Annotated in this window: 19 protein-coding genes; 11 read left to right on the forward strand and 8 right to left on the reverse strand. The window is 59.8% G+C overall.

The annotated features are described in order from the left end of the window. Positions 1-5 precede the first annotated feature (5 nt). The 4 genes from DIT71_RS00635 to mnmH form a co-directional block, all read right to left on the reverse strand. Positions 6-1,292 (reverse strand): FAD-dependent monooxygenase, encoded by a 1,287-nt coding sequence (locus tag DIT71_RS00635; protein WP_114611273.1) that lies wholly within the window; start codon positions 1,290-1,292, stop codon positions 6-8. An 86-nt stretch (positions 1,293-1,378) separates the two neighbouring features. Then, on the reverse strand, positions 1,379-1,936 hold the full coding sequence (locus DIT71_RS00640; RefSeq protein ID WP_114611274.1) for an aminoacyl-tRNA deacylase: 558 nt from the start codon (positions 1,934-1,936) through the stop codon (positions 1,379-1,381). A 170-nt stretch (positions 1,937-2,106) separates the two neighbouring features. After that, positions 2,107-2,940 (reverse strand): mechanosensitive ion channel family protein, encoded by an 834-nt coding sequence (locus DIT71_RS00645; RefSeq protein ID WP_114611275.1) that lies wholly within the window; start codon positions 2,938-2,940, stop codon positions 2,107-2,109. A 116-nt stretch (positions 2,941-3,056) separates the two neighbouring features. After that, the gene (gene mnmH, locus DIT71_RS00650; RefSeq protein WP_114611276.1) at positions 3,057-4,154 is read right to left on the reverse strand and encodes a tRNA 2-selenouridine(34) synthase MnmH; all 1,098 of its coding nucleotides are present in this window, start codon (positions 4,152-4,154) and stop codon (positions 3,057-3,059) included. Positions 4,155-4,243: 89 nt separating this feature from the next. On the opposite strand from mnmH, the gene DIT71_RS00655 reads away from it, so the two are divergent. Then, a complete protein-coding gene (locus DIT71_RS00655; RefSeq protein ID WP_114611277.1) occupies positions 4,244-4,909 on the forward strand; it encodes a 50S ribosomal protein L11 methyltransferase in 666 nt (221 codons plus the stop codon). Positions 4,910-5,374: 465 nt separating this feature from the next. Here DIT71_RS00655 and DIT71_RS00660 read toward each other — a convergent pair whose 3' ends face one another. After that, positions 5,375-5,788 carry a VanZ family protein gene (locus tag DIT71_RS00660; protein WP_114611278.1) on the reverse strand — a complete coding sequence of 138 codons (414 nt, stop codon included), beginning with the start codon at positions 5,786-5,788 and terminating at the stop codon, positions 5,375-5,377. 84 nt (positions 5,789-5,872) lie between these two features. On the opposite strand from DIT71_RS00660, the gene cysZ reads away from it, so the two are divergent. The 3 genes from cysZ (at position 5,873) to DIT71_RS00675 (ending at position 12,081) form a co-directional block, all read left to right on the forward strand. Beyond that, complete coding sequence (gene cysZ / locus DIT71_RS00665; protein WP_114611763.1) at positions 5,873-6,646, forward strand: sulfate transporter CysZ; 774 nt, start codon at positions 5,873-5,875, stop codon at positions 6,644-6,646. Positions 6,647-6,662: 16 nt separating this feature from the next. Next, positions 6,663-9,530, forward strand: a complete 2,868-nt coding sequence (rapA, locus tag DIT71_RS00670) for an RNA polymerase-associated protein RapA (protein ID WP_114611279.1) — start codon at positions 6,663-6,665, stop codon at positions 9,528-9,530. Between the two features lie 103 nt (positions 9,531-9,633). Next, on the forward strand, positions 9,634-12,081 hold the full coding sequence (locus DIT71_RS00675) for an acyl-CoA dehydrogenase (protein WP_244311911.1): 2,448 nt from the start codon (positions 9,634-9,636) through the stop codon (positions 12,079-12,081). A 6-nt stretch (positions 12,082-12,087) separates the two neighbouring features. Here the strand turns inward: DIT71_RS00675 and DIT71_RS00680 are convergent, their stop codons facing one another. Beyond that, the gene (locus DIT71_RS00680; RefSeq protein ID WP_114611281.1) at positions 12,088-13,758 is read right to left on the reverse strand and encodes a GMC family oxidoreductase; all 1,671 of its coding nucleotides are present in this window, start codon (positions 13,756-13,758) and stop codon (positions 12,088-12,090) included. Between the two features lie 95 nt (positions 13,759-13,853). On the opposite strand from DIT71_RS00680, the gene crcB reads away from it, so the two are divergent. The 3 genes from crcB to DIT71_RS00695 all read left to right on the forward strand — a co-directional run bounded on the left by crcB (position 13,854) and on the right by DIT71_RS00695 (position 15,516). Next, a complete protein-coding gene (crcB, locus tag DIT71_RS00685; RefSeq protein WP_114611282.1) occupies positions 13,854-14,234 on the forward strand; it encodes a fluoride efflux transporter CrcB in 381 nt (126 codons plus the stop codon). Between the two features lie 239 nt (positions 14,235-14,473). Further along, positions 14,474-14,680: a cold-shock protein gene (locus DIT71_RS00690; protein ID WP_114611283.1), complete on the forward strand. Its 207-nt coding sequence runs from the start codon at positions 14,474-14,476 to the stop codon at positions 14,678-14,680. Between the two features lie 140 nt (positions 14,681-14,820). Beyond that, complete coding sequence (locus tag DIT71_RS00695; RefSeq protein ID WP_114611284.1) at positions 14,821-15,516, forward strand: lysophospholipid acyltransferase family protein; 696 nt, start codon at positions 14,821-14,823, stop codon at positions 15,514-15,516. Positions 15,517-15,535: 19 nt separating this feature from the next. Here the strand turns inward: DIT71_RS00695 and DIT71_RS00700 are convergent, their stop codons facing one another. Beyond that, on the reverse strand, positions 15,536-16,366 hold the full coding sequence (locus DIT71_RS00700) for a dienelactone hydrolase family protein (protein WP_114611764.1): 831 nt from the start codon (positions 16,364-16,366) through the stop codon (positions 15,536-15,538). A gap of 159 nt (positions 16,367-16,525) precedes the next feature. Here DIT71_RS00700 and ald point away from each other — a divergent pair, with 159 nt between their 5' ends. The 4 genes from ald to DIT71_RS00720 all read left to right on the forward strand — a co-directional run bounded on the left by ald (position 16,526) and on the right by DIT71_RS00720 (position 21,892). After that, complete coding sequence (gene ald / locus DIT71_RS00705) at positions 16,526-17,644, forward strand: alanine dehydrogenase (RefSeq protein WP_114611285.1); 1,119 nt, start codon at positions 16,526-16,528, stop codon at positions 17,642-17,644. Between the two features lie 23 nt (positions 17,645-17,667). Continuing rightward, positions 17,668-18,240: a glutathione S-transferase N-terminal domain-containing protein gene (locus tag DIT71_RS00710; protein ID WP_114611286.1), complete on the forward strand. Its 573-nt coding sequence runs from the start codon at positions 17,668-17,670 to the stop codon at positions 18,238-18,240. A 149-nt stretch (positions 18,241-18,389) separates the two neighbouring features. After that, a complete protein-coding gene (locus tag DIT71_RS00715) occupies positions 18,390-19,001 on the forward strand; it encodes a Yip1 family protein (RefSeq protein WP_114611287.1) in 612 nt (203 codons plus the stop codon). Positions 19,002-19,132: 131 nt separating this feature from the next. Then, a complete protein-coding gene (locus tag DIT71_RS00720; protein ID WP_114611288.1) occupies positions 19,133-21,892 on the forward strand; it encodes a cation-translocating P-type ATPase in 2,760 nt (919 codons plus the stop codon). Here DIT71_RS00720 and DIT71_RS00725 read toward each other — a convergent pair. Further along, on the reverse strand, positions 21,870-24,278 hold the full coding sequence (locus DIT71_RS00725; RefSeq protein WP_114611289.1) for a phosphoketolase family protein: 2,409 nt from the start codon (positions 24,276-24,278) through the stop codon (positions 21,870-21,872). The two genes, DIT71_RS00720 and DIT71_RS00725, sit on opposite strands and share 23 nt — an antisense overlap. Between the last annotated feature and the right edge of the window lie 82 nt (positions 24,279-24,360).

Genomic DNA, 24,360 nt, shown 5'->3' on the forward strand with positions numbered 1-24,360 from the left:
CCGTTTCAAAGCTGCCTGAGTCCCGGTAATAGTCCCGCCAGTCGGCGGATCACCGGGGGCAGTTCGTCGTCGATACCCATAGCGTATTTGGCCACCCGGTTTCTGGCAAACGGCATGGCCTTTGCCGCGCCCAGGCCCAGGTTTCGCAGCAGGTGAAGGGGCGGTGTGCGGTTGCTGAACAGGTGGTAGAACACATCCATGGCGAGCATCATGCGGCGGTTGGCAGGGCGGCGCTGCTGTTCGTATTGCTTCAGCCGATCGGGGTTGGCCAGGTCACTGCCGGCGCGCCTGGCCTCGCGGAGCACTGACTGCAGGCAGCGGGCGTCCTGAAAGCCCAGGTTCACACCCTGGCCTGCCAGTGGATTGATGGTGTGGGCGGCGTCGCCAATCAGCACGACGCGGTTGTTTACGTAGGTTTTCGCGTGCTGACGGGCGATGGGGAAGCTGGCCCTGGCGTCAATATGAGTCAGTGGTGGCAGCTCCGGTGGGAAAGCCCTCTGGATTTCCGATATCAATGCCCTGTTGTCCAGTGATTTAAGCCGTGACAGTTCTTTCGGCGAGTCGTACCACACCAGCGAGGCCCAGCTTTCGCCATTGCCGGCGGCATGCAATGGCAGGAAGGCACGAGGGCCGCTGGGGTAGAAGCCCTGCCAGGTGATGTCCTGAACCGGCCCCTGGTAGCGCGCGGAGACCACCATGGCCTGCTGCTGGTACTGGTCGCGGGTGACGCCGATGCCGGCCAGGTCGCGGACACCGGAATTGGCACCGTCTGCGCCGACCACCAGCTGGCCGGTCAGTTCCGTGCCGTCGTCCAGGGTGACGCTCGCCCCGTCACGCCCATTGTCAAGACTGGTGACGGCAAGGCCGGCAAACAGGCTAACTGATGGTTGGCTTTCCGCACAGGCCCAGAGCGCCTGTTGGGTAACGCGGTTTTCCACGATATGGCCCAGATGGCTGGCGGACAGGCTGTGGGCGTCAAAAACCACCTCGGCGATCTTGCGGGGCAGGAGGCTGCTCAATGGGTGGTCTGTTTCGTCCCATACGGCCAGGCGGGTATAGGGGGTGGCATGCATGGCAAGGATGTCGGGCCAGGCCCCCAGGTCGGCAAGGTAGCGTTCACTGCCTGCACTCAAGGCTGATACCCGGATATTAGGAGGCTGAGCGGCATCAAAGGACGGTGCTGCGCCCTGATCCACAAGGCCAACGCGGAAGCCGCTGCGGCCCAGCCCGGCGGCGAGGGCAGCACCGACCATGCCGGCACCAACAATAACAACATCAAAGGCTTGGGTCATAACGGGTTCCTGTCTGATACGCCCAGTTTACGCGATGGGCGAGTTCAGACAAGCGTCCCGGATCAAGCCGGCACCGGTTAGTGCTGTCAGAAGCCCGCCAGATTTGCGGCGTGACTGTCGGTCAGCGACTCTGCCCTGCGGGCACGGCCTTTGAGCCAGGCCGGTCTGCGGGCGCCCGGTCTGACAAATCCCTGTTCCAGAACAATGGGGCGCACCAGGTTGAGGAAGTCGTCGGTTTTCATATGGATGGATTCAGTATGCGTGCCGGCCGCAAAGGCCAGCTCCGGTTGCCGGGTCAGGGCTTCGGCGCAGTACACGGACATGCCGAAAAGGTTGCCGAACGGTGGCATAGCGCCGACTTCGCAGTCCGGGAAGTGGTGCTGGAATTCCTGTTCGTCCGCCAAATCGATAAAGTCGGTATCAAGGATCTGACCTAACCGGTCCCAGTGAATGCGCCAGGTGGCCGGCATCACCAGCATGGCCATTTTGCCATCCAGTTCAATGATGACTGTTTTGACCACCCGGTCACCGGCGATTTTGACATGATGGGCGAGTTGCTGGGCGGTGAATGCAGTGGGATGGGACAGGCACATGTACTCCACGCCTGCCTGGTCGAGATATTCCTTCAACTGCTGAACCGGCATAGTGACAGTCTCCTACCAGCAATGACAGCGATGCTGGAGCCGGGGTTTGTGCATCCGCCGGCTCCGATGGCCTGGCGGGGCGTCGCTGTTGCACGCGCCCCGCCATTATTGGTCAGCTTAGTTGAGGTTATACAGAATGCGAGTTACGGATTGTGTTGTCGGGATACCCCTCACTCGGCTTTGTAGACATGCACATCCCGCTGGGGGAAGGGAATGGTAATGCCCTCGGCATCGAACGCTTTTTTCACCTTTTCATGCATATCCCAGTAGTATGGCCAGAGGTCGTCAGTGGCCACCCAGGCACGGAACATGAGGTTGACCGAGTTGTCGCCAAGGCTGCCGACACAGATCCGTGGTTCCGGATCTTTCAGGGAGCGTTCGTCCTCGTCGAACAGGCGCTGGAGAATCGCCTTGGCCTTGTCGATGTCGTCGTTGTAGTGGATGCCGAAAGTCATATCGCAGCGACGCTTCTCGTAGATACTCACGTTCACCAGGGTGGCGTTGGACAGGCTGCCGTTGGGGATCACGATACGGCGGTTGTCGAAGGTGTTTACCACGGTATAGAGAATCTGGATTTCCGCGACGGCACCCAGAAAGCCCTGTGCCTCAATGGTGTCGCCTACCTTGAACGGTTTGAAAATCAGGATCAGTACACCCCCGGCGAAGTTGGCAAGGCTGCCCTGGAGCGCCAGGCCAATGGCCAGGCCTGCAGCACCGATCACGGCGATAAAGGAAGTGGTTGCGATACCGATCATGGAGGCGACCGAGATCAACAGCATGACCTTGAAGATGGCGCTTATCAGGCCACATAAAAACTTGTTCAGGGTAGGGTCTTTAGCGCCCAGTTTTTTATCAAGAACCCCGATGAACCGGTTAATCAGCCAGAGGCCAATCACCAATGTAACGATGGCCAGCATGAGTTTCGGGGTATAGGTTATGACCAGGGATAAGGCCTGATCCAGCAGCTCTGTGACGTTTATGTTCTCTCCCAGAAGATCTTCCATTCAGCGGCTCCTTGACGGATGTTGTTAAAAGCAGTGTTTTGCCTGTCGTTTGTTATAACAGAGGTTTGCGGCGTACATGTAGCCTGAGCACTGATCTGCCTGCAAGCGGGTTACGTTCAAGACCGTTCCCTGGCCCAGTCGATAATCGTTTCCGGCCGTCCCTGCATCACGATTCGGCCCTGTTTCTGGTCCAGCTGGTAGTCGTACATGGGGTCGTAGTAGTTCTCCAGCAGCGCCTGGATCCAAGGGTGATGGGCGCTGACATCTCCTGACTGCTGCTGTAGGTCCAGGGCGCTCTCCATCATCCGCCGCAGCTGGCTGTGGCGCTCTCCACCCAGGCGCTTGCGGATCCGGTCCAGGGCACTGAGCAGGTAGTCGCGGAAGTTGAGCCAACCGGCCTCTTCGCCGTCGCGGGCAGCATAGTCTGCTGCCATCTGGTCAACATAGTCCTCACGGATAATCCGGATCCGTTCCTCAACAGGCTGGTCAAGAACCATCAGGGGAGCCTCCGCCATTCGAGCGCGGAGGCTTTCCGGCAGGGCACAGCGGCCCACCAGCCTGCTTTCGTCTTCCAGGTATACTGGCCCGCCAACGTGGTGATGGGCCTTGAGCATGGCAACGGCCAGACGGTTTTCGAAATCGATCTGTGAGGGTTGCGGCGTGACCTGGCGGCCGAAGCTGGAACCCCGGTGATTGGCCACTCCTTCCAGGTCCACCGGGTTGGGCAGCTGGTGGAGCACGCGGGTTTTGCCGGTGCCGGTGCGGCCGCTGAGTATGACAAACTCAGAGGAGTCAATGAGTGCTTCCAGGCTGTCAATGAGGAAGCGCCGCATGGCCTTGTAGCCGCCGGTGACCAGGGGGTAGTCGATACCTGCCTCGCGGATCCATTGTTGGCTCAGCCGCGAACGCAGGCCACCCCGAAAGCAGAACAGATAGCCGTGCGGATGCTCTGCCGTGAATCGCCGCCAGGCTTCAATGCGATGCGCTTTGATATCATCGGAAACCAGTTGATGGCCGAGCCTTATGGCTTCATCCTGGCCCTTTTCCTTGTAACAGATACCGACCCGGTGGCGTTCCTCATCGTTCATCAGCGGCGCATTGATGGCGCCCGGAAAACTGCCCTTGCTGAACTCTACCGGTGCCCGCACATCCATCAGCGGAATGTCGTTCAGAAACAGGGAAAGGTAGTCGCTGGTGTCGGGTCTGGACGGCATGGCAGATTTCAGTTTGTGCTGGAAATGAGGCCGCAGTATAACGGACGTGTCGAGTTTTTGCTCGCCAGCCCTTTGCCCAGGAGTAACCCTTGACCCCCAGCATTCTGAATCACCACCTCGAGAAAACCCTGAGTCGCGGCCGGGTGGCAGCCACTGCCCCCGCCGGGTGCCCTGATATTTCCCTGTATCTGTTCGATCCGGCGGTCCTGGAAGGGCCGGTCAGTCATGACGAAGCCCAGGCCGTGGTGGCCGCACCTGCCTACTGGTCATTTTGTTGGGCCAGTGGCCAGGTGCTTGCGGCTTTCATTCTCGACAATCCGCATCTGGTAAGGGGCGAGACCGTGCTCGATTTTGGCTCGGGGTCGGGCATTGTTGCGATTGCCGCTGCCATGGCAGGGGCACGTGCGGCCATTGCCTGTGACATTGACCCGGCAGCGCTGGATGCCGCCGCAGCCAATGCCAGGCTCAATGGCGTGCATATTGACCTGTGTCGTGACTGGAATACGCGCCCAGAGGGAATAGGCGTGGTGACGGCAGCGGACGTGCTGTACGACCCGGAAAACCGCCCCCTTTTGTCCGATTTCCCGCGGATGGCGCCCCGGGTGCTGCTGGCTGATTCGCGGATGCGGGAACTGGGGGATGACCGGTACCGGCAGCAGGCGGTGGTCGAGGCCCGTACCTGGCCGGATCTGCAGGAATTCGAGGAATTCAACCGGGTACGGATTTATCGGGCAGAAACAGGGGCGGGCGGATAAACAAACACGCAAAAAAAGAGGATAACCTCTCGGCTACCCTCTTTCGGAACAGGCGTCGCTTCCCTGCGCTGTTGGCAACCATCCCGCTGCCGTTTCTCTTGCCAGTCCCTGGTGCCAGCATCCGAGCCGGCGATCCGATTAATTATCCTTTAAGCGAGGCGTCCCTGTGTCCTTGCCTCTCCCTGCATCCTGATTGCCGGGGTGCGTCCAGTGCGTCGTCCTTTTCCCTTTCGTCCTTGATGTAATCACTATACCCCTCGAAATCTTACAGATGTGTGAAATGTCCGCGCCGGGCGCATCGAGTTTTCGGTGGTGATTCCATAAACCTTGCAAAATCAGCCGCCTGGTGTTTGCACTGTCAATTTTTTCGGGTAAACGCACGCTATAGCGCAGCAAGGTCCTACGGGCGTGTAAGAGATATCGCACAAAGATTCGGGTGTATGTCTCACATCCGGTACTGGTGCCTCACCGGAACTGATCAGAATTGATGCCTGATCCGCCGGCGCTCCTGCCGGGTTTGATAAAATTCGGGCATGGCAGCAGCCCGGCAGCAATGCCTGCAGCATCGGCGACAATGTCGGCAACGGCGAAAGTGCGGTAGGGCAGCTGGGCCTGGACGACTTCAATCGTCACCCCGAAGGTGATCAGGCCGGCGGCAATCCATAACCGGCTGAGCCCTGGCCATGCCAGGCGAGTGACAATGGTCAGTTGCAGAAAGGCCAGCACGTGATTCATTTTGTCGTTGTCTGACGAAGGGATGGGATAGGGTTCGCTGGTGGTTGCCAGATAGAGGATGGCCGCTGCGGAAATGACCAGCATTGCCCGCCAGATGGGCTGGTAATCAAGCAGAAGCCGGATGCGTTGTGTCAGAAAGGCCATGTACACCGTCGGGCTGTGGTGGAGTTTGCAACATGATATGCTTTGCGGCCGGTCACTGTCATTGAAGCTGAGGTGCTGCGAGGTATGCTAAAAGGTAATTTTTTCCGCGGCCTGGGTTACCTTGGCGAAGGGTTCCGGCTGATTCGGCAGCCCGGGTTGAGACTGTTTGTTGTTATTCCTCTGGTTATCAATGTCCTGTTATTTGGCCTGTTGTTCTACTTTCTGGCAGAACTCTTCTCCGGGATGATCGCGACCGCCATGGGCTGGTTGCCTGAATGGGCCTGGCTGCAAAGCCTCGACTGGCTGTTCTGGATTCTTTACGGTGCCGTGATTCTGCTGATGCTGGCCTACGGATTTGTAATCGTGGCCAACCTGATCGGCTCTCCCTTTTATGGCTATCTGTCGGAACTGACCGAAAAACACCTGACCGGTCAGGAGGTCAGCACCGATGATAGCTGGAGCCTGATTATCAAGGACATTCCCCGCGCGCTGTGGCGCGAAGTGCAGAAAATCATTTACTACCTGCCCAGAGCCATCGGTCTTTTTATCATCGGCATTATCCCGGTGGTGAATCTGGTGGCAGCGGTGCTGTGGTTTGCTTTCAATTGCTGGATGATGGCGCTGCAGTACGTGGACTATCCGGCCGATAATCATCGGGTCAGTTTTCCCGCACTGCGCCATCTGTTGGGAGATACCCGCCTCTCGGCTCTGGGGTTCGGGCTGCCGGTAGCCCTGGCGGCCATGGTGCCGGTATTGAACCTGGTGGTGGTGCCGGCAGCGGTTTGCGGGGCAACCGCCTACTGGGTGCGAGAGAACGGGCCGTCGAATAAAGACGTACAAACCGCTAAAGTCAGCTGAATCCCTCGGAGGTTTCTTGGATACATCGGAATTTGTAATCGGCCAGCGCTGGGTCAGTCACAGTGATACCGCGCTGGGCCTCGGTATTGTCACGGATATTTCCGGCCGCCGCGTGACGCTGGGTTTTCCGGCCGCCGATGAGGAACGCACCTACGCCATCGACAATGCCCCGCTATCGAGAATCATCTACCAGATCGGTGAGGATATCGAGACCTTTGATGGCAAGCGCTACACCGTCCGGGCGGTTGACGATATCGGCGGCGTGCTGATGTATTACGCCGATGACGGCAGCGACAATCTGGCCGAGATTTCCGAGGTGAAACTCAGCAGCCTGGTGGATTTTTCGGCGCCCCACCAGCGCCTGTTCGCAGGCCAGTTTGACCGCAATGGCGCGTTTCGTCTGCGTATGGCAACGGCACAGCATCAGGACCGGCTGCGGGCATCGTCCGCCCAGGGCCTGATCGGCGCGCGCACCCAGCACCTGCCGCACCAGATCTACATCGCCCATGAGGTAGCGACACGGTATGCGCCGCGGGTGCTGTTGGCAGACGAAGTGGGCCTGGGCAAGACCATTGAGGCTGGCCTGATTCTCCACTATCAACTGCACACCAGCCGTGCGCGCCGGGTGCTTGTCGTGGTGCCGGATTCGCTGGTGCACCAGTGGCTGGTGGAAATGCTGCGTCGCTTCAACCTGCGCTTCTCCATCATTGACCGCGGGCGTTATGAGGCCATGGAGGACTTTGCCGGGTTGTCGGACGAAGAAGATGAAGACCTGGCGGACGCCGATGAGAACCCCTTTGAAAGCGAGCAGCTGGCGCTGTGCAGCCTGGATTTCCTGATGTCCAGTGAGCAGGCCCAGGCGGACGCCAGGGCCGCGGGATGGGACCTGATGGTGGTGGATGAGGCCCACCACCTGGCCTGGAGCCCGGAGGCAGCCAGCCCGGAGTACCGGCTGGTGGAGCAGCTTGCAGCAGCCAGCAATGGTTTGCTGCTGTTAACGGCAACGCCGGAGCAGGTGGGCGTCGCCAGCCACTTTGCCCGTCTGCGATTGCTGGACCCGGCGCGCTTTCATGATCTGGAGGCTTTCCGGGAAGAAGAGCAGCAGTATGAAATCATCAACCGGGTGGTGTCCCGGATTCGAGACCTGGGAATAAAGGGGATCTCCGACGAAGATCGCAAAGCCCTCAGGGATTGGCTGGGGGATGAGCTGGACGCCCTGATGGGTGCTCACGAGCCGGAACAGGCAGTGATTGACGCCCTGCTGGACCGCCACGGCACTGGCCGGGTGCTGTTTCGTAACACCCGGGCGGCGATCAAGGGTTTTCCCGAGCGTCATCCGCTACCGACCGCCTTGCCTTGTCCTGAACTCTATCGGGAAGGCGGGATTGACCGGGGTATTGCCGGACTGACCCCGGAAACGGTGGTGGACGAGGAGCAGTGGCTGGCGGAAGACCCCCGCGTCGCCTGGCTGGAAAAGACCCTGGCTGGCCTGAAACCGGCCAAGGTGGTGGTCATCTGTGCCCACGCCGCCACCGCCATGGCCCTGGAGCACTACCTGCAGTTGCGGGCCGGTATTCGCAGTGCCGCCTTCCATGAACATCTGAGCCTGATCGAGCGGGACCGGGCGGCTGCCTACTTCTCCGACACCGAGCAGGGGGCCCAGGCACTGATCTGTTCGGAGATCGGCAGTGAAGGCCGCAATTTCCAGTTTGCCCATCATCTGATTCTGTTTGACCTGCCTGCCAATCCGGATTTGCTGGAACAGCGGATCGGGCGGCTCGATCGCATCGGCCAGACCGAGACCATCGACATACACATACCCTACCTGCAGGGAACCACGCAGGAAGTCCAGTACCGCTGGTTTGACGAAGGCCTCAACGCGTTCAGTGAGAGCTGTTCCGTTGGCGTTGCTGTTCATGACCTTGTTGCCGGGCAGTGGCAGGCTGCCATTGACGGTCAGATCGATCAGCTGCCGGCGCTGCTGGAGGCGTCTAAAAGCGAGGCTGAACGCCTGCGCATTCTGCTGCGCAACGGTCGCGACGCCCTGATCGAGCTCAATTCCTGCCGGCCGGAGGTTGCCCACGCCCTGATCAGCCAGATCGAGACGGAGGAAGAATCGGCGCAGGTCCGGGACTACATGATGGATGCCTGCGACATCCTGGGTGTGGATGTGGAAGACCACTCCGAACATGCGGATGTGTTACGTCCGGGGGAGCAGTACCAGGCGGGACATGTGACGGAAATGCCGGAAGACGGCCTGACCGTCACCTGGAGCCGGCAACAGGCGCTAGAGCGCGAAGACATGGCGTTCATGAGCTGGGAGCATCCGCTGGTAACAGGGGTCATGGAGTCCGTCACCAGTTCCGGGCTCGGCAAGGCGGCTCTGGCCAGTATGACGGTCAAGGCCCTGCCACCGGGAACCCTGTTACTGGAGGCCCTGTTCACCGTGCACTGTCCGGCCCCGGAGTCGCTGCAGTTATCCCGCTATCTGCCGGTTTCGCCGCTGCGCCTGCTGGTGGATGTCAACGGTCGGAACCTGTCGGCAACACTGCCCCACGACCGGCTCAATGACATGTGCTCCAACATTCGCCGGCGCACCGCCCAGGCCATCGTGCCCCAGATTCGCCCCCAGGTGGAAACCATGGTTGATCATGCGGAAAACCTGGCGGAACCCCACCTGGAGCCCCTGAGAAAGTCGGCACTGGCCCAGGTGAGGGAGGTGTTTGGTCCGGAAATACGCCGCCTGGAGGCGATGAAAAAGGTGAATTCCGCCATCCGTGACGACGAGATCGGCTTCTTCAGGGAGCAGCTGGCGGCGGCGGAAACGGCATTGAGTCGGGCGAGCCTCTCGCTGGAGGGTATCCGTGTCATTGTAACTGCCTGATGGTGAACCAGTTGCTGGCCAGAATCCCTTCGATCAGGTAGGTTGGACGTATCGAAATCCAGATTTTTACATTCAAAACCACGGACGACAGAGAGTATCCATGATGACTTTCATACTGTTTCTTGTTGCTGTTGCCGGGCTCCTTGCTGTGATGCGCAGGGAATCCGGAGCCAAGCCCGCGATCGGGGTCATGGTTGTAACAGGCCTGCTTTCGCTGTTCTTCGCGTCAGGTGTGCTGGCGCTGATCCTGTTTATCGGTGCCGCCATTACAGCGGCAGCCGGCCTGCCCGGATTCCGCCAGAGCTGGCTGACCCCAAGGGTGTTCGCCATGTTCAAGAAGGTGGCCCCGAAGGTTTCGGATACCGAAAAGGTGGCCCTTGAGGCAGGCACCGTCAGTTGGGATGGTGAACTGTTCACCGGTCGCCCCGACTGGCATAACCTGCTGATCAACCGCAACATCGGCCTGTCTGAAAAAGAGCAGTCGTTTGTGGACAACCAGTGCACCCAGGCGATTGCCATGTGCAACGCCTGGGATCTGGCGGTTGAACGTGCGGATCTGCCGGAGGAGCTGTGGGACTTCCTCAAGAAGGAAGGATTCTTCGGGATGATCATTCCCGAGGAATACGGCGGCCTGCATTTCTCCGCCAAGGCCCAGACGGCGGTATTGCAGAAGCTGGCGGGCAACGAAATGCTGATGGTCACCGTCGGTGTGCCCAACTCTCTCGGTCCTGGCGAGTTACTGGTCAAATACGGCACTGACGAGCAGAAGAACCATTACCTGCCGCGCCTGGCCGATGGCCGCGAAATTCCCTGTTTCGGCCTCACCGGCCCCCGCGCTGGTTCCGACGCCACCTCACTGCCGGATACCGGTATCGTCTGCAAGGGCGAGTTCGAGGGCAAGGAAGTGTTGGGGCTGCGCCTTAACTTCGAGAAGCGCTGGATCACCCTGGCGCCGGTCGCCACCGTGGTGGGCCTGGCCTTCCGCATGTTCGACCCGGATGGCCTGCTGGGCGACACCAAGGATTACGGCGTTACCTGTGCACTGATTCCCCGCAACACCAAGGGCATGGAAATCGGCCGTCGTCACTGCCCCATTGGCACACCGTTCATGAACGGCCCCATCAAGGGCAACGATGTGTTCATTCCGCTGGACTACATCATCGGTGGCCAGGAAATGGCCGGGCAGGGCTGGCGCATGCTGGTTGAATGCCTCTCCGTCGGGCGCTGCATCACATTGCCGTCCGGGGCTGCCGGCGCTGCGGCCTACTCCGTCGGCACCGCCGGCGGCTTTACCCGCATACGCCGTCAGTTCAACACCCCGGTGGCGGATATGGAAGGCGTGCAGGAGCCATTGGCCCGTATTGCCGCTCAGACCTATATTGCCCAGTCTGCGGTGAACCAGACCGCCAACATGATCGACAAGGGCGAGAAGCCGGCTGTCCCCTCCGCCATCCTGAAATATCACCTGACCGAAATGCAGCGCGCGGTCCTCACCGACGCCATGGACGTACACGGTGGTAAAACCGTTACCCTCGGGCCCCGTAACTACCTGGGTATCGGCTTCAGCGGCGCGGCGGTGTCCATCACCGTGGAGGGCGCCAACATCATGACCCGCAGCCTGATGATCTTCGGTCAGGGTGCGATCCGCTGTCATCCCTACGTGCTCAGGGAACTGGCGGCGAAAGACAAGGATGACATCGACGCTTTCGATGATGCCTTCTTCAGCCACGCCGGCCTGATCTTCGGCAACGCTGCCCGTGCCTTCACCCAGGCGCTGGGTATCGGTAAGGCCGATGTGCCGTTTGACCATGCTGCCCGTAAGTACGCGCAGGGCGTGGCCCGCTTCAGCGCCGCCTTCGGTCTGTGCGCAGACGCCGCCATGACCACGCTGGGCTCCGAGCTGAAAATGCGCGAGCTGATCTCCGCCCGTCTCGGTGACGTTCTGGCGAATCTCTACCTGGCTTCCATGGTGCTCAAGAACTGGCACGAAACCCAGCCGGTGGACGGCGAACGGGACCTGATGGAATACAGCATGGCGCTGTTGCTGTATCGCGCGGAAAATGCCATGGATGAATTCCTCCAGAATCTGCCCAACCGTCCGGTAGCCCTGGCGCTGCGGGCCATTACCATGCCGCTGGGCCGTCGCTGGGACAAACCCCACGACGACCTGTCCCGCAAACTGGCCCGCGCTATCTCGACTGATAGCCCGGTACGGGAAAAATTGCTGACACCGGTTTGGACCACCAACGGCGAGGGCACGGTGGAGAATCCGATAGCCCGTTACAACGGCCTGTTGAAAGACTACGACAAGGCCGAGCAGCTATACCGCAAGGCAACCAAAGCTTACGCCAAAGGCCAACTGCCGATGCAGGCCCTGCATCCTGAGGAGCGCTTTGAGGCTGCTCTGAAGGCGGACATCTTTACCAAGGAAGAGGCCGACTTCATGCGCCAGTATGAATCCACCGTGCTGGAAATGCTGACCGTCGATGACTTCCCGTTTGACGAGTTTGCCCGCAACAAGGACACGCTGATCGACCACACCCCGACCTGATCGGGGTTAATCGCCGCCCAGGATCCAGCGGGCGGCTTTTTCCGCAATCATCAGGGTGGGGGAGTTGGTGTTGCCACTGGTAATGGTGGGCATCACGCTGGCATCAACGACCCGCAGGCCGGCCACCCCCCGCACTCGCAGGTGAGGGTCCACCACGGCGAGCTCATCGTCGGCGGCTCCCATCCGGGTGGTACCCACAGGATGGAAGATGGTGGTGCCGATGTCGCCGGCCAGCCTGGTGAGATCGTCGTCAGTCTGGTACTCCAGGCCGGGCTTGAATTCTTCCGGCTGGTACTGCATGAAGGCGGGCTGTTCGGCGATGCGCCGCGTCACCCGCAGTGAGTCCGCGGCCACTTTCCGGTCTTCCGGTGTGCTCAGGTAATTGGGGGCAATGGCTGGTGGCTGTTTGGGATCGTTGCTGCGGATACGCACGCTACCACGGCTGGTCGGGTTCAGGTTGCAGACGCTGGCGGTGATGGCCGGAAAGTCATGCAGCGGCTGTCCGAAGGCGTCCAGGCTCAGGGGCTGGACGTGGTATTCAATATTGGCGTAGTCGTACTCCATGGAGCTGCGGGTGAACAGACACAGCTGTGACGGCGCCATGCTCATGGGTCCGGAACGGGTCAGCAGATATTCCAGCCCGATGCGGGCCTTGCCGGCCAGTGAATTGACCATGGTGTTCAGGGTGGTGACCCCCTTTACCTTGTAAACGGAACGGATCTGCAGGTGGTCCTGCAGGTTCTCGCCAACGCCGGGGAGGTCTTTGACGACATCAATACCATGTTCTGTCAGAAGATCGGCCGGGCCGATGCCGGAAAGTTGCAGCAGTTGCGGTGAGCCGATGGCACCGGCGCAGAGGATAACCTCCCGTTCCGCCCGGGCAACGACTTTGCCGTCACCCGGGCGTTCAGCGCGCACCCCCGTGCAGCGTGGCCCGGAATCACTGGCTTCGGTTTCCAGGCCAAGTACGTGGGTGGAGTGCCAGAGTGTCAGGTTGGGGCGTTTCTCGACGCCCCGGAGGAAGGCCTTGCGGGTGTTCCAGCGCCAGCCCGAGCGCTGGTTTACTTCAAAATAGTCCACACCCTCATTGTCACCGCGGTTGAAATCCCGGGTCCGGGGAATGCCGGCCTCGACGCAGGCCGTGGCAAAGTCTTCCAGCACTTTCCATTTCAGGCGCTGGTGTTCCACCCGCCACTCGCCGCCATGGCCGTGGTACTTGTCGTGCTCGGTATCGGCGTCGCCGCCGTCATCCAGGCGGTAGTGGTCCTCGTGGCGCATGAAGTCGGGCAGGCAGTTGCCCCAGCTCCATGCGGCGTCGCCGGTGATCTCCGCCCACTGGTTGTAATCCCGGGCCTGGCCGCGAATGTAGAGCATCCCGTTGATGCTGGAGCAGCCGCCCAGGGTTTTACCCCGGGGATAGATCAGCGAGCGCCCGTTAAGACCGGGGTCCGGTTCGGTGCGGAAGCACCAGTCGGTGCGAGGGTTATCGATGCAGTACAGGTAACCTACCGGAATGTGGATCCAGTGGTAGTTGTCCCGACCGCCCGCTTCGATCAGCAGGACCCGGTTGGCCGGGTCGGCGCTCAGGCGGTTGGCAAGCAGGCAGCCAGCGGTGCCGGCGCCTATTACGATGTAGTCGAATTCTTTCTGCATCTGTGCTTTCTTGTTGTTGGGCATAATGGTGGTTTCTCCGCATTTCGTTCAGCCTAGGGCGAGTTCGGAGGCGAAGCAACCGGGAAGGCTGAACGCTAAATACGAGGTGATGCATAAGAATGTGGTTATCAATCCTGGCCGTAAGCGCCGGAGCCGTCATAGGCGCTAACCTGAGATGGGCCCTGGGCCTCTGGCTCAACAGCAGTTACCACGCCATCCCCTACGGAACCCTGGCAGCCAACCTGTCCGGCGGCTGGCTGGTGGGCCTGCTGATCGGCTACTTTGTCCATGGCAGCTCCCTGGCCCCCGAGTGGCGCCTGTTCGCCATTACCGGCCTTTGTGGTGCCCTTACCACCTTCTCCACCTTCTCCCTCGAGATGCTTTCAGCGATCCAGGAAGGCAAGTGGAGCATGGCCCTGGCCGGAATAATGGCCCATGTCATCGGCTCTATCCTTATGACGGCGCTGGGAATTTACACCTTTGGCCTGGTCCGCGGATGATGGGTATCACTACGTATGCAAAATATTCAAAATAGGCTTGGCAATCCAGGTAACAAAGAGTAAAGTTATTTTCGTAGGAAAGATTCAGCAAAGCTTTCATGAATAAGACGTACTCCGCAGTTAGTAGTGACCGTCCTGTTTTTGATTCCGCGAGTTCTGTATTTCCGTAAACGCTGATCGGGCATCATGATGATGGCCTGGCGGCAAGATAAAATGATTGATTTCAGGAATGTTTAAGTATGTCTACTACTACCGGCACTGTTAAGTTCTTCAACGAAGCTAAAGGCTTTGGCTTTATCACTCGTGAAGGCGGCCCGGACGTATTCGTTCACTACAGCGCAATTCAGGGCAGCGGTTTCAAGACCCTGGCAGAAGGCCAGCAAGTCGAGTTCACCGTTACCCAGGGCCAGAAAGGTCCTCAGGCGGAAAACGTAACTCCTATCTAAGGGATAGTTGTTAGCGCCAGAAAGGCAGCTTCGGCTGCCTTTTTTTGTGCGTGTGTGTTTTGTGATTTCTTCCCGGATATGACATCTTTTATACCCTGCCGTTTGTGTGTGTCGAGCCGTTATATTGCCCAGGGCCCCTTATGCTGAAAATCCTGAAAGCTGTCTGGATACTGGTATGGGCTGCGCTGCTCACCCTGATCCTGTTTTTGCCCATAGTAGTTGCCGCACTTGCCGCCCGAAGCGGTAATGCCGCCTTTCACGGTACCCAGGTGTATGCCTGGTGCATTCTCAAGCTCACCGGTATTCGCCTTCGTGTCAGCGGAAGGGAGCACATTGATCCCGCCCAACGCTACGTGATCCTCAGCAATCATGCGTCCTACTACGATCCCCCTGCGCTGGTCCTGGCGCTGGGTCTGCAATACCGCTGGGTGATCAAGAAAGAGCTGCGCAAAGTGCCCCTGTTTGGCCTGGCACTGGAAACCTCACGCAACCTGTTTATCGACCGATCCAGGGGCAGTGATGCGCTGCAGAGCATCAAGCGAGGTGTGGCACAGTTACCCGAGGGCACCAGTATCCTGATATTCCCCGAGGGGACCCGGTCCTGGGATGGGCAACTGCTTCCGTTCAAGAAAGGCGGGTTTGTGATTGCCCGTGATGGCGGGCTGCCCATTCTACCGGTAACGATACGGGGCTCTCATGACCGTCTGCCCAAGGGAACAGCTGCCTTCTCGCCGGGCATTATCGATATCGTCATACATCCGCCGGTAGCCACGGCGGGTCGTGAGGTGGATGCCGTGCGGGCAGAGGTGAGGGCCACCATAGAAGGTGCCCTCTGACTTCACGCCTCAGTCCGCCTCAGTCGTTGAAGACGTCCTCGTACAGCCGCATGGTGCCTTCCCAGGAGCGACCTGCGGCATCCTCATCATAAGCGACGGGCATGTCGAATTCTTCGGCGATCCTGTCTGCGCCAGGGTTGGTAAAGGAGTGCAGAACTCCCGGGAAGCTCACCAGGGTCAGGTCGGCTTCGGCGTCCTGCATTTCTTTTACCAGGCCGGCAACCTGATCTGAGGGTACCATATGGTCGGCCCCACCGGTGTAGACGTGAATCCGCGGCTGAACCTTGCCAGCTTCCGCCTTGATGGGACTTCCCAGAGCGCCGTGATAACTGACCACGGCGTCCAGATCCACACCCAGGCGGGCCATGTTCAGCACCACAGCGCCGCCGAAGCAGTATCCCTGGGCGGCAATCCTGTCACTGTCGACGCTGTCGTGCTGTTGCAGTAATTCCATGGCGGCGGTAAACCGGGCCTTGACCTGGTCCATGTCCTTCGTCGCCTCCTTCATGAAACTTTGGGCATCCTCCGGGTGTTCTGCGAGTTTGCCCGACCCATACATGTCGAGGGCGAATGCTGTATAGCCTGCCGCCGCAAGTTTCTCGGCCTGCTCCCGCGCAAATTCATTGTGTCCCCACCATTCATGAACCACAAGAACGCCGGGCCGCTTGCCATCGGCTTCGCTGTCGTAAGCCATGTAGCCGGTGAAGGTCTTGCCGTTAACTTCATACTCAACGGTTTCTGTCTGCATCTCGGCTGATACCTGTGCGTTTGCCAGGGCAAGGGCCAGGGCGAGAGAAAGTGTCGCGGGCCTCGAAAAGGAAGCGGCGGCTGTGTGCTTGTCATTATTCATTCGTTCCTGCTCCATTTGGGTCGATTGCCTGTGGTTGGCCCGGAGTTTTACGCCGGAGCCCCTTGAACCGATGCATTCAATTGCTGATGCCAGTGCCAGACTTTTACTACACTCTAGCAGATGACACATCGTTTACCGGACGGATTCAAGGGGCAAAGCATGAAGATCGGTGTACCGAAGGAAATCAAGAACCATGAGTACCGGGTAGGGATGACCCCTGCCGCTGTCCATGAACTCTGCGGCCACGGGCACCATGTCTATATCGAGGCAGATGCCGGTTCGGCGATCGGGTTCGGCGACGAGGATTATCGCAAGGCAGGCGCACGGATTCTTGACGATGGCCCGGCGGTATTTGCAGCCAGCGACCTGATCGTGAAGGTCAAGGAGCCGCAACCCGATGAGCGGGCATTGCTGACACCGGGGCACACCCTGTTTACCTATCTGCACCTGGCGCCGGACCAGGAACAGACGGATGACCTGGTGAAATCCGGAGCCACCTGCATTGCCTATGAAACAGTGACCGATGGTCACGGACGATTGCCGCTACTGGCACCCATGTCGGAAGTGGCGGGCCGGATGTCGATCCAGGCGGGGGCCCATTGTCTGGAAAAATCCATGGGTGGCCGCGGTGTCCTGCTGGGCGGTGTGCCGGGAGTCAGTCCGGCTCGGGTCACGGTGATTGGCGGCGGCGTGGTCGGTCAGAACGCCGTGGCCATGGCCATCGGGCTGGGCGCCCAGGTGACGGTGCTGGACCGGAATATGGACGTGCTGAGAAATCTTGATCATCTGTATGGCAACCGTATCAGCACTCTGTTTTCCACGGCAGCCACCCTGGAGGAAGCGGTCACCGGATCGGATCTGGTCATTGGTGGCGTTCTGATCCCCGGGGCGTCTGCGCCCAAACTGGTCACCCGCGACATGATCAGCAGGATGCCGGAGGGCAGTGTGATCGTGGATGTGGCTATCGACCAGGGCGGGTGTACCGAAACCTCAAGGGCCACTACCCACGATGCCCCCACCTATGTGGTGGAGGGTGTAGTGCACTATTGCGTTGCCAATATGCCGGGTGGGGTTGCCAGAACCTCTACACTGGCGCTGAATAATGTCACTCTGCCTTTCATTGCCGCCCTGGCCAACAAGGGCCCCGAGCAGGCGATGAGAGACGATCACCACTTACGCAATGGCCTCAACGTCTATCAGGGCAGGGTGACCTTCCGTGAGGTGGCGGAAGCCACAGGCTACGAGTTTACTGACCCCGAATCGCTGCTGGGTCAGTAACCCCACTGCAACAAGGAGATTTCATGAAACTGATTGGTTCTACCACGTCCCCCTACGTCCGGCGCATCCGGCTGCTACTGGCTGATAACGACTATGAGTTCGTGAACCTCGACATTTACGGTGAGGGCAGGGACGAGCTCAGGCGCCACAATCCGGCCCTGAAAATTCCCATGCTGATTGACGGTGACCAGGAAGTGTATGATTCACGGGTGATCGCCCGCTACTTCAGCGAACAGCAGGGCCTCAGCCCCCTGACCTGGGATCAGGAAAACCAGCTGACGCTGATCGATGCCGCCAATGATTCCGCCGTTATCCTGTTGCTGTCGTCCCGATCGGGTATCGACACCAGCGAGAACCTGATGTTTTTCAACCTTCAGCGGGAGCGCATCATGTTGACCATGCGCACCCTGGCGGCCATGGTTGATGAGGGCCTGTTCCATGAATGGAACTATCCGGCGATTTGCCTGTATAGCCTGGTGGACTGGGTCGATTTTCGCGGTCTGGTGGATTTTACCGGGGTTGAAAGCCTGCTCAGCTTCCGCGATCACCACCGCGATAATGCTGTGGTCAGTCGCACAGATCCGCGGACGAGTTGAAACGGGAAACTGGCACTATTTCATGTTCCTGCGGCTTTTCCTTCTGCAATTCTTGACTATAGTTAAGGGCAGGCAGGGCCTGATCTGTTGACGCCCGCACAACGTAATTATGACAATCAATAACAATATCAACCCAAGAGGGTCGAGCTATGCTTCTGAATCACGCGTTTGGCCTGTTTACCCATCCCAATAGCGAGTGGGCGGAAATTCGCAAGGAACACGCGCCTCCCAGAAGGCTGTATGTGGCCTACGTACTGGTTCTGGCGGCGATCGCGCCGATCTGTGCCTACATCTCCACGGCGCATTTTGGTTGGACTGTTGGTAACGACCGTCTGATCAAGTTGACGGAAATCAGCGCCTTCCAGATGAGTGTGCTTACCTACCTGGCAATGCTGGTGGGCGTATTTGCCCTTGGTTACGCCATTAACTGGATGGCCAAGACCTACGGCGCCAACGAGGAGCTGGTGCCGTCCAATGGCCTGGCACTGGCGTCCTACTCGTGCACCCCGCTGTTCCTGGCGGGATTTGCGTTGCTTTATCCGGTGCCCTGGTTCAATGCCATCGTGTTTCTGGTAGCCGCCGGTTACGGCGCCAAGCTGATGTATGACGGTCTGCCCATTGTCATGGGCATCCACAAGGACCGGGCGGTCATGTACGCGGGAGCATTGCTGACCGTCGCCCTGGTGATTCTGGTCTCCACCCGCGTCGGGTCCGTTATCCTCTGGAATTATGGCTTCGGCCCGGTGTTCATTCAGGGCTAGTGGGTATTGTCGACAGGTGGGCTTGCTGGCCGGCATCGCCGGCCGAACAGGCTTATTATTGACCTGAAACAACCCCTCCGGGTCTGCGTCCGGGTTCAATAGCAGGAGGTATCTGGCCAGGAAGTCCGGCAATGTCATCGTCTGAACCACCTCAATCCGGATCCGACGAATCCTCCGGCAATCGTGAGCTGCACTGGCACGCCATGGATGCTGACAAGGTTCGTTCGGATCTGTCTGCAACCGGCCCACTGACCGCGCAGGCGGTGTCCGAGAGGCTGAGTAAATTTGGCCACAACCGCCTTCCGGAAGCCCGCCGCCGCGGTCCGTTGGCCCGCCTGGGCAACCAGCTCAAAAACTTCCTGATTTATGTACTGATCACGGCAGCAGTGATTACGGCGCTGTTGGGCCATTGGGTGGATACCACGGTGATTCTTGCGGTGGTGGTTATCCAGACTCTGGTGGGTTTCATACAGGAAGGTAAAGCCGAACAGGCGCTCTCCGCGATCAGACATATGCTGGCACCCAGGGCAATTGTGCTGCGGGATGGGGGCCAGAAGAAGATCGATGCGGCCGAGCTGGTGCCTGGTGATACCGTGCTGTTGGAGCCGGGTGACCGGGTACCGGCTGACATCCGGCTGGAGCGTTGCCATAACCTTAAAATTGAAGAGGCAGTGCTTACCGGAGAATCCGAACCGGTAAATAAAACCACCGATGTTCAGCCAGCGGATGCGGTCCTCGGTGATCAGCTCAATATGGCGTTTTCCGGCACCATGGTAGCAACCGGCACCGGCCGCGGCGTGGTCGTGAGGACAGGACCGGAGACCGAAATTGGCCGGATTTCCGGCCTGCTGCAGGATACCGCCACACTCAAAACGCCGCTGCTCGAACAGATTGACCGTTTTGCCCGTTACCTGTCACTGATCATCATTGTTGCCGGCGTGGTGATATTTGGTGGTGGGCTGGCCCTGAGCGGGCTCCCGCTTCGTGAACTCTTCATGGCGGTTGTGGGCCTGACCGTGGCGGCCATTCCCGAGGGGCTGCCAGCCATTCTTACCATCACGCTGGCCATCGGCGTCCGCAGGATGGCCAGCCGTCACGCCGTTGTTCGCAGAATGCCGGTGATTGAAACTCTCGGGGCTGTATCGGTGATCTGCTCCGATAAAACCGGAACCCTGACTCGCAACGAAATGATGGTGACGGCGGCGGTGGCGGCCGGGAAACGCCTGGATATAGAGGGTGAAGGTTACGAGCCTGAGGGAGACATTCGCGACGGCAGCGATCTGGCCGATGGCAGTGCACTGCTGGACGAGTTGGCCAGGGCCGCAGCCTTGTGCAATGACGCCCACCTGGAGCGCCATGAGGGCACAATCCGGGTTGCCGGTGACCCCATGGAGGGGGCTCTCAAGGTATTCGCCCAGAAGGCTGGGTTTGATCCGGAGACTGATGGCCGGCAGTGGCCGCGGGCCGATGAAGTCCCCTTTGATACCGATAACCGCTTCATGGCGACGCTCAACCATGACCACCATCGCCACGGCGTGGTCTACGTAAAGGGTGCTCCCGAACGGATCCTGGAAATGTGTACCGGCATGGTGACTGACAGCGGTGATACCTCGTCGCTGGATCGGGAGGCCTGGACCGCTGTGGTTTCCGAGCTGGCCTCCGAGGGTCTTCGGGTACTGGCTCTGGCCCGCTGGCCAGTCGATCCGTCGCAGAATACGCTGGCGGTGGAGGATGTTGAGGAAGGGTTGGAACTGCTGGGGCTTGTCGGTCTTCTGGACCCTCCGCGGCAGGAGGCGATCCAGGCCATCCAGGACTGCCATGACGCCGGTATCCGGGTAAAGATGATTACCGGCGACCATGCCATGACCGCCAGTGCCATCGGTGCGCGGCTGGGGCTTGAGAACACCACCCGCGTGATCACCGGTAAGGAGCTGGATCAACTGGATGAGAAGGAGTTGACGCAGGTCGCCGGTGACGTGGATATTTTCGCCCGCACCAGCCCCGAACACAAATTGCGCCTGGTAGAGGCGTTGCAGGCTCTGCACGGTGTGGTCGCCATGACCGGGGATGGCGTGAATGACGCACCGGCCCTCAAACGCGCGGATGTTGGTATTGCCATGGGGGTCAAGGGTTCGGAAGCGGCTCGTGAGGCTGCATCGGTGGTGTTGCTGGATGACAATTTTGCCAGTATTGCCGCAGCGGTGCGGGAGGGTCGCACGGTCTATGCCAATCTCAAAAAGGCGATCGCCTTCATGCTGCCGATTAACGGAGGTGAATCCATCAGTCTTATCACAGCCCTGCTGCTGGGGCTGTCGTTGCCCATCTCGGCGTTGCAGATACTCTGGGTGAACCTGGTGGGTTCGGTGATCCTGGCGATGACCCTGGCCTTTGAACCTGCTGAACCGGGCGTCATGAAGCGCCCGCCCCGGCCCCGGGACGAGTCGCTGTTGGCAGGTTTCGTTGTCTGGCGCGTCGCTTTTGTATCCCTGCTGTTCCTGATTGGCATTTTTGCCGCCTGGTACTGGGCGATGTTCCGGTTTGATAATGAAGCGATGGCGCGAACGCTGGCGGTGAACACGCTGGTGGCAATGGAAGTTTTTTACCTGTTCGCGGTGCGTTATCTGGACACTGCCTCCATAACCCTGCGCGGGGTGCTGGGCACTCCCATCGTGTTGCTGGCGGTGGGTGCCGTTATCCTGTTGCAGTTGCTGTTTACCTACCTGCCGTTATTCCACCAGACGTTCGGTACCGCGCCGCTCACGGTCGGGGCCCTGGTCTTTGCCGGCGCTGCCGGGGTTGTGGTGCTGCTGGTGCTGGAGCTGGAGACCTGGCTCAGGCGTCGATGGGGCAAGGGAGCCGATGACTCCGTCAGCTCTGGCTCCGGGTTATGATGGCAGCGTCGCCACGGCCCTCAATGGCAGCCAGCTCGGCGCTGGACAGCCACTCGCCGGGCGGGCGTTCCATAACGTCCGCACAGGCTGCCAAGGCATGGGCCCAGGAGCAGCGGTTGGCAAACAGCATGCCGGCTTCATTGAGCGTGCCGCCACGGTTTATATAGCCCAGAACACGGGATTTTGACGGCTCTGGAAACAGCGGGGACAAGTGGCCGCGAAATACCTCCGGGCGCATGTGGGTGAGGGCAACCCGGCGCTTCATTCTGCGGGGAAACAGCCGTTCCTGCTCAAGATCGCGGGCGCACTGCGCGGCCTCGATGGTGTCCCGGGGTTCGCGGAAGCGGCCGGGTTCCTGCACATACACCAGCCTGAACGGGGTCCCGGTTTCCCGTAACCGCTCGCTGGCGCGGATCATTTCGGAGAGCTGGTAGGCACCATTGGCAATCAGCATTACTGGTTCGCCGGGGGAGGTGTCCTCATCCACCACAAGGGCACCGTTTTTTGCCAGGGCCTGAGCTTCTTTCCGGTCAAACACCACCGGCCGGTCACGTTTCGGTATCACCATGCAGGCCAGTTGCCCACGCCCCAGGTAGACACCGGGCAGCGCCTCCAGGGTGCTGTTGTAGTCCGCCGGAAAGAGAACCCGGCTGACATCGCTCATTTCCCCCAGCAGACTCTCGCAAAAGGTGGTGTCCTGGTGGGATTGCTGGTTCTTGCCATTTTCCCAGGTGTGTGAGGTGGCAATCACCGGAAAACCGAGCCAGTTGGCCGGCCTGCCGATCTCCTTCTGCTGGCGGGCAAAGATCAGTTCCTGGCGAATGGCCCCCAGCATTTTTACGCAGAAGGCTTCGTAGCTGGCCACCAGGTTCAGCCCGGCCTTGTTGGCAAGGCAGGCGGACACCACGGCTTCCTCGTTGAGAGCGGTAATGATCTGCCCGTGTACGGATTCCTGTTCATTTTCAGGACAGTTCACCCGGTGTTTAAGGCCATTGAGTACGCTCTCCAGGCGATTGCTGGCCAGTTCGTCCGGGTTGCCGACCCTGGCCCGTAACCCTGGATTTTGCCGCACCAGGGCGGTGAAGAAATCGTCGACTGCCAGCATTGGTGAGCCGAAGTCCTGTGAAGGCGGCAGTGCTGGCATAACAGGATCTGGCGGATGGCGTGTCGCCAGTGCATGGTCCCGCTCCAGTGGGCGTTGCTGTTGCCGATGCTGGTTGAGCTGGCTGACGGCATCGGCAAGTTGCTCCGGTGGCACCCACAGCAAACCGGCGTGGTGGTGGAACAGTTCCCTGGCCCTGGTGTCAATTTTTGGATTCCCGGGCAGTGGCAGGTTGTGGGCAGCATTGCTGCCGGCGCCATAAAAGCCGTAACCCTTGGTGGTTTCGGCGATGCCGTAGGGAATTGCAGCAGGATAGCGAAGCGTCCCGCTCCGGGCCTGCTCGCGATAACGGTTCAAGGTTTGCTCCATGTTGAACAGGGCGCAAACAAAGGCCGCCGGATCACGGCCATCAAAATAAAGCGGCTCGAAACCGCAGTGCGAAAGATGTTCGCCAAACCGTTCCAGACCTTCGTGGGTGCCCAGTTCAGTGCGCTGCTCAATTCGCCGGCCATTGGCAATCATGATGGGCATCACTGCGCCGCAATCCTCCGCTCGCCACCAGCGCGGAACCCAGTCGCTACCGCGTTGCTCCTCCGCAGCGCCATCAGACAGAAAGGCCACCAGTGACTCACCCGGCAGCGGCATGTGGGTATATTGCAGTTCGGCAAAACCGAGGTAGCCACCTTCCATGATTCCCCCCGCCGTGTGGGGGCCAACATGGCTGCCCAGGGGGGCGTCCATGCCACCATCCGGCCGCTGGCGGTAGCTGTAGAAATCGGACACCAGGCGCGATAGTCCGTTCCTGCCCCGGTAACGGTCCTGTTGTTCAGGGTGCAGGTTGCCTGTCAGCACATTCAGTGCATCAATCGCGGCGACACAATGCCCCTGGCCCATCAGCCAGCTTCGGGTCTGGCCGGTCAGGTTGTTCAGCGCCATATAGGCAGCGTAGGCGGGGATCATGTTCAGGGCACCGCCGGTATGGCCCTCGGGGTTGGTTTTGAAATCGCTGGGCAACAGGGGCGTGCCGCTCACATCCACCCGGCTGGTATAGGTCATGTGCGCCACCAGCCAGAGGCCGGCGCTGGCCAGCAGATCCAGGCAGGCGAGCTTGCGATAGACGGTTGCGGTATCAGGTTGAAGCCCGGCGGCCACCAGTTTGCCGGCCATGGTCCGGGCCTGGTCACAAGTGGTTTCGGAGTGCCGGATCACGCCATAGCCCCGCCGCCAGCGCTCGTAATCAGAGACAGGCCTGTTGCCGGATTCAGGGTTTATAGGGGACGACATGACGGGCCTCCATGGCTTCGTGATATGAAGCGATTATAGAAGCCAGCATCTGAAAAACCGTTGATGCAGATCATTCGGACCT

This window comes from Marinobacter vulgaris (assembly GCF_003344045.1).
GTDB classification, from domain to species: Bacteria; Pseudomonadota; Gammaproteobacteria; order Pseudomonadales; family Oleiphilaceae; genus Marinobacter; species Marinobacter vulgaris.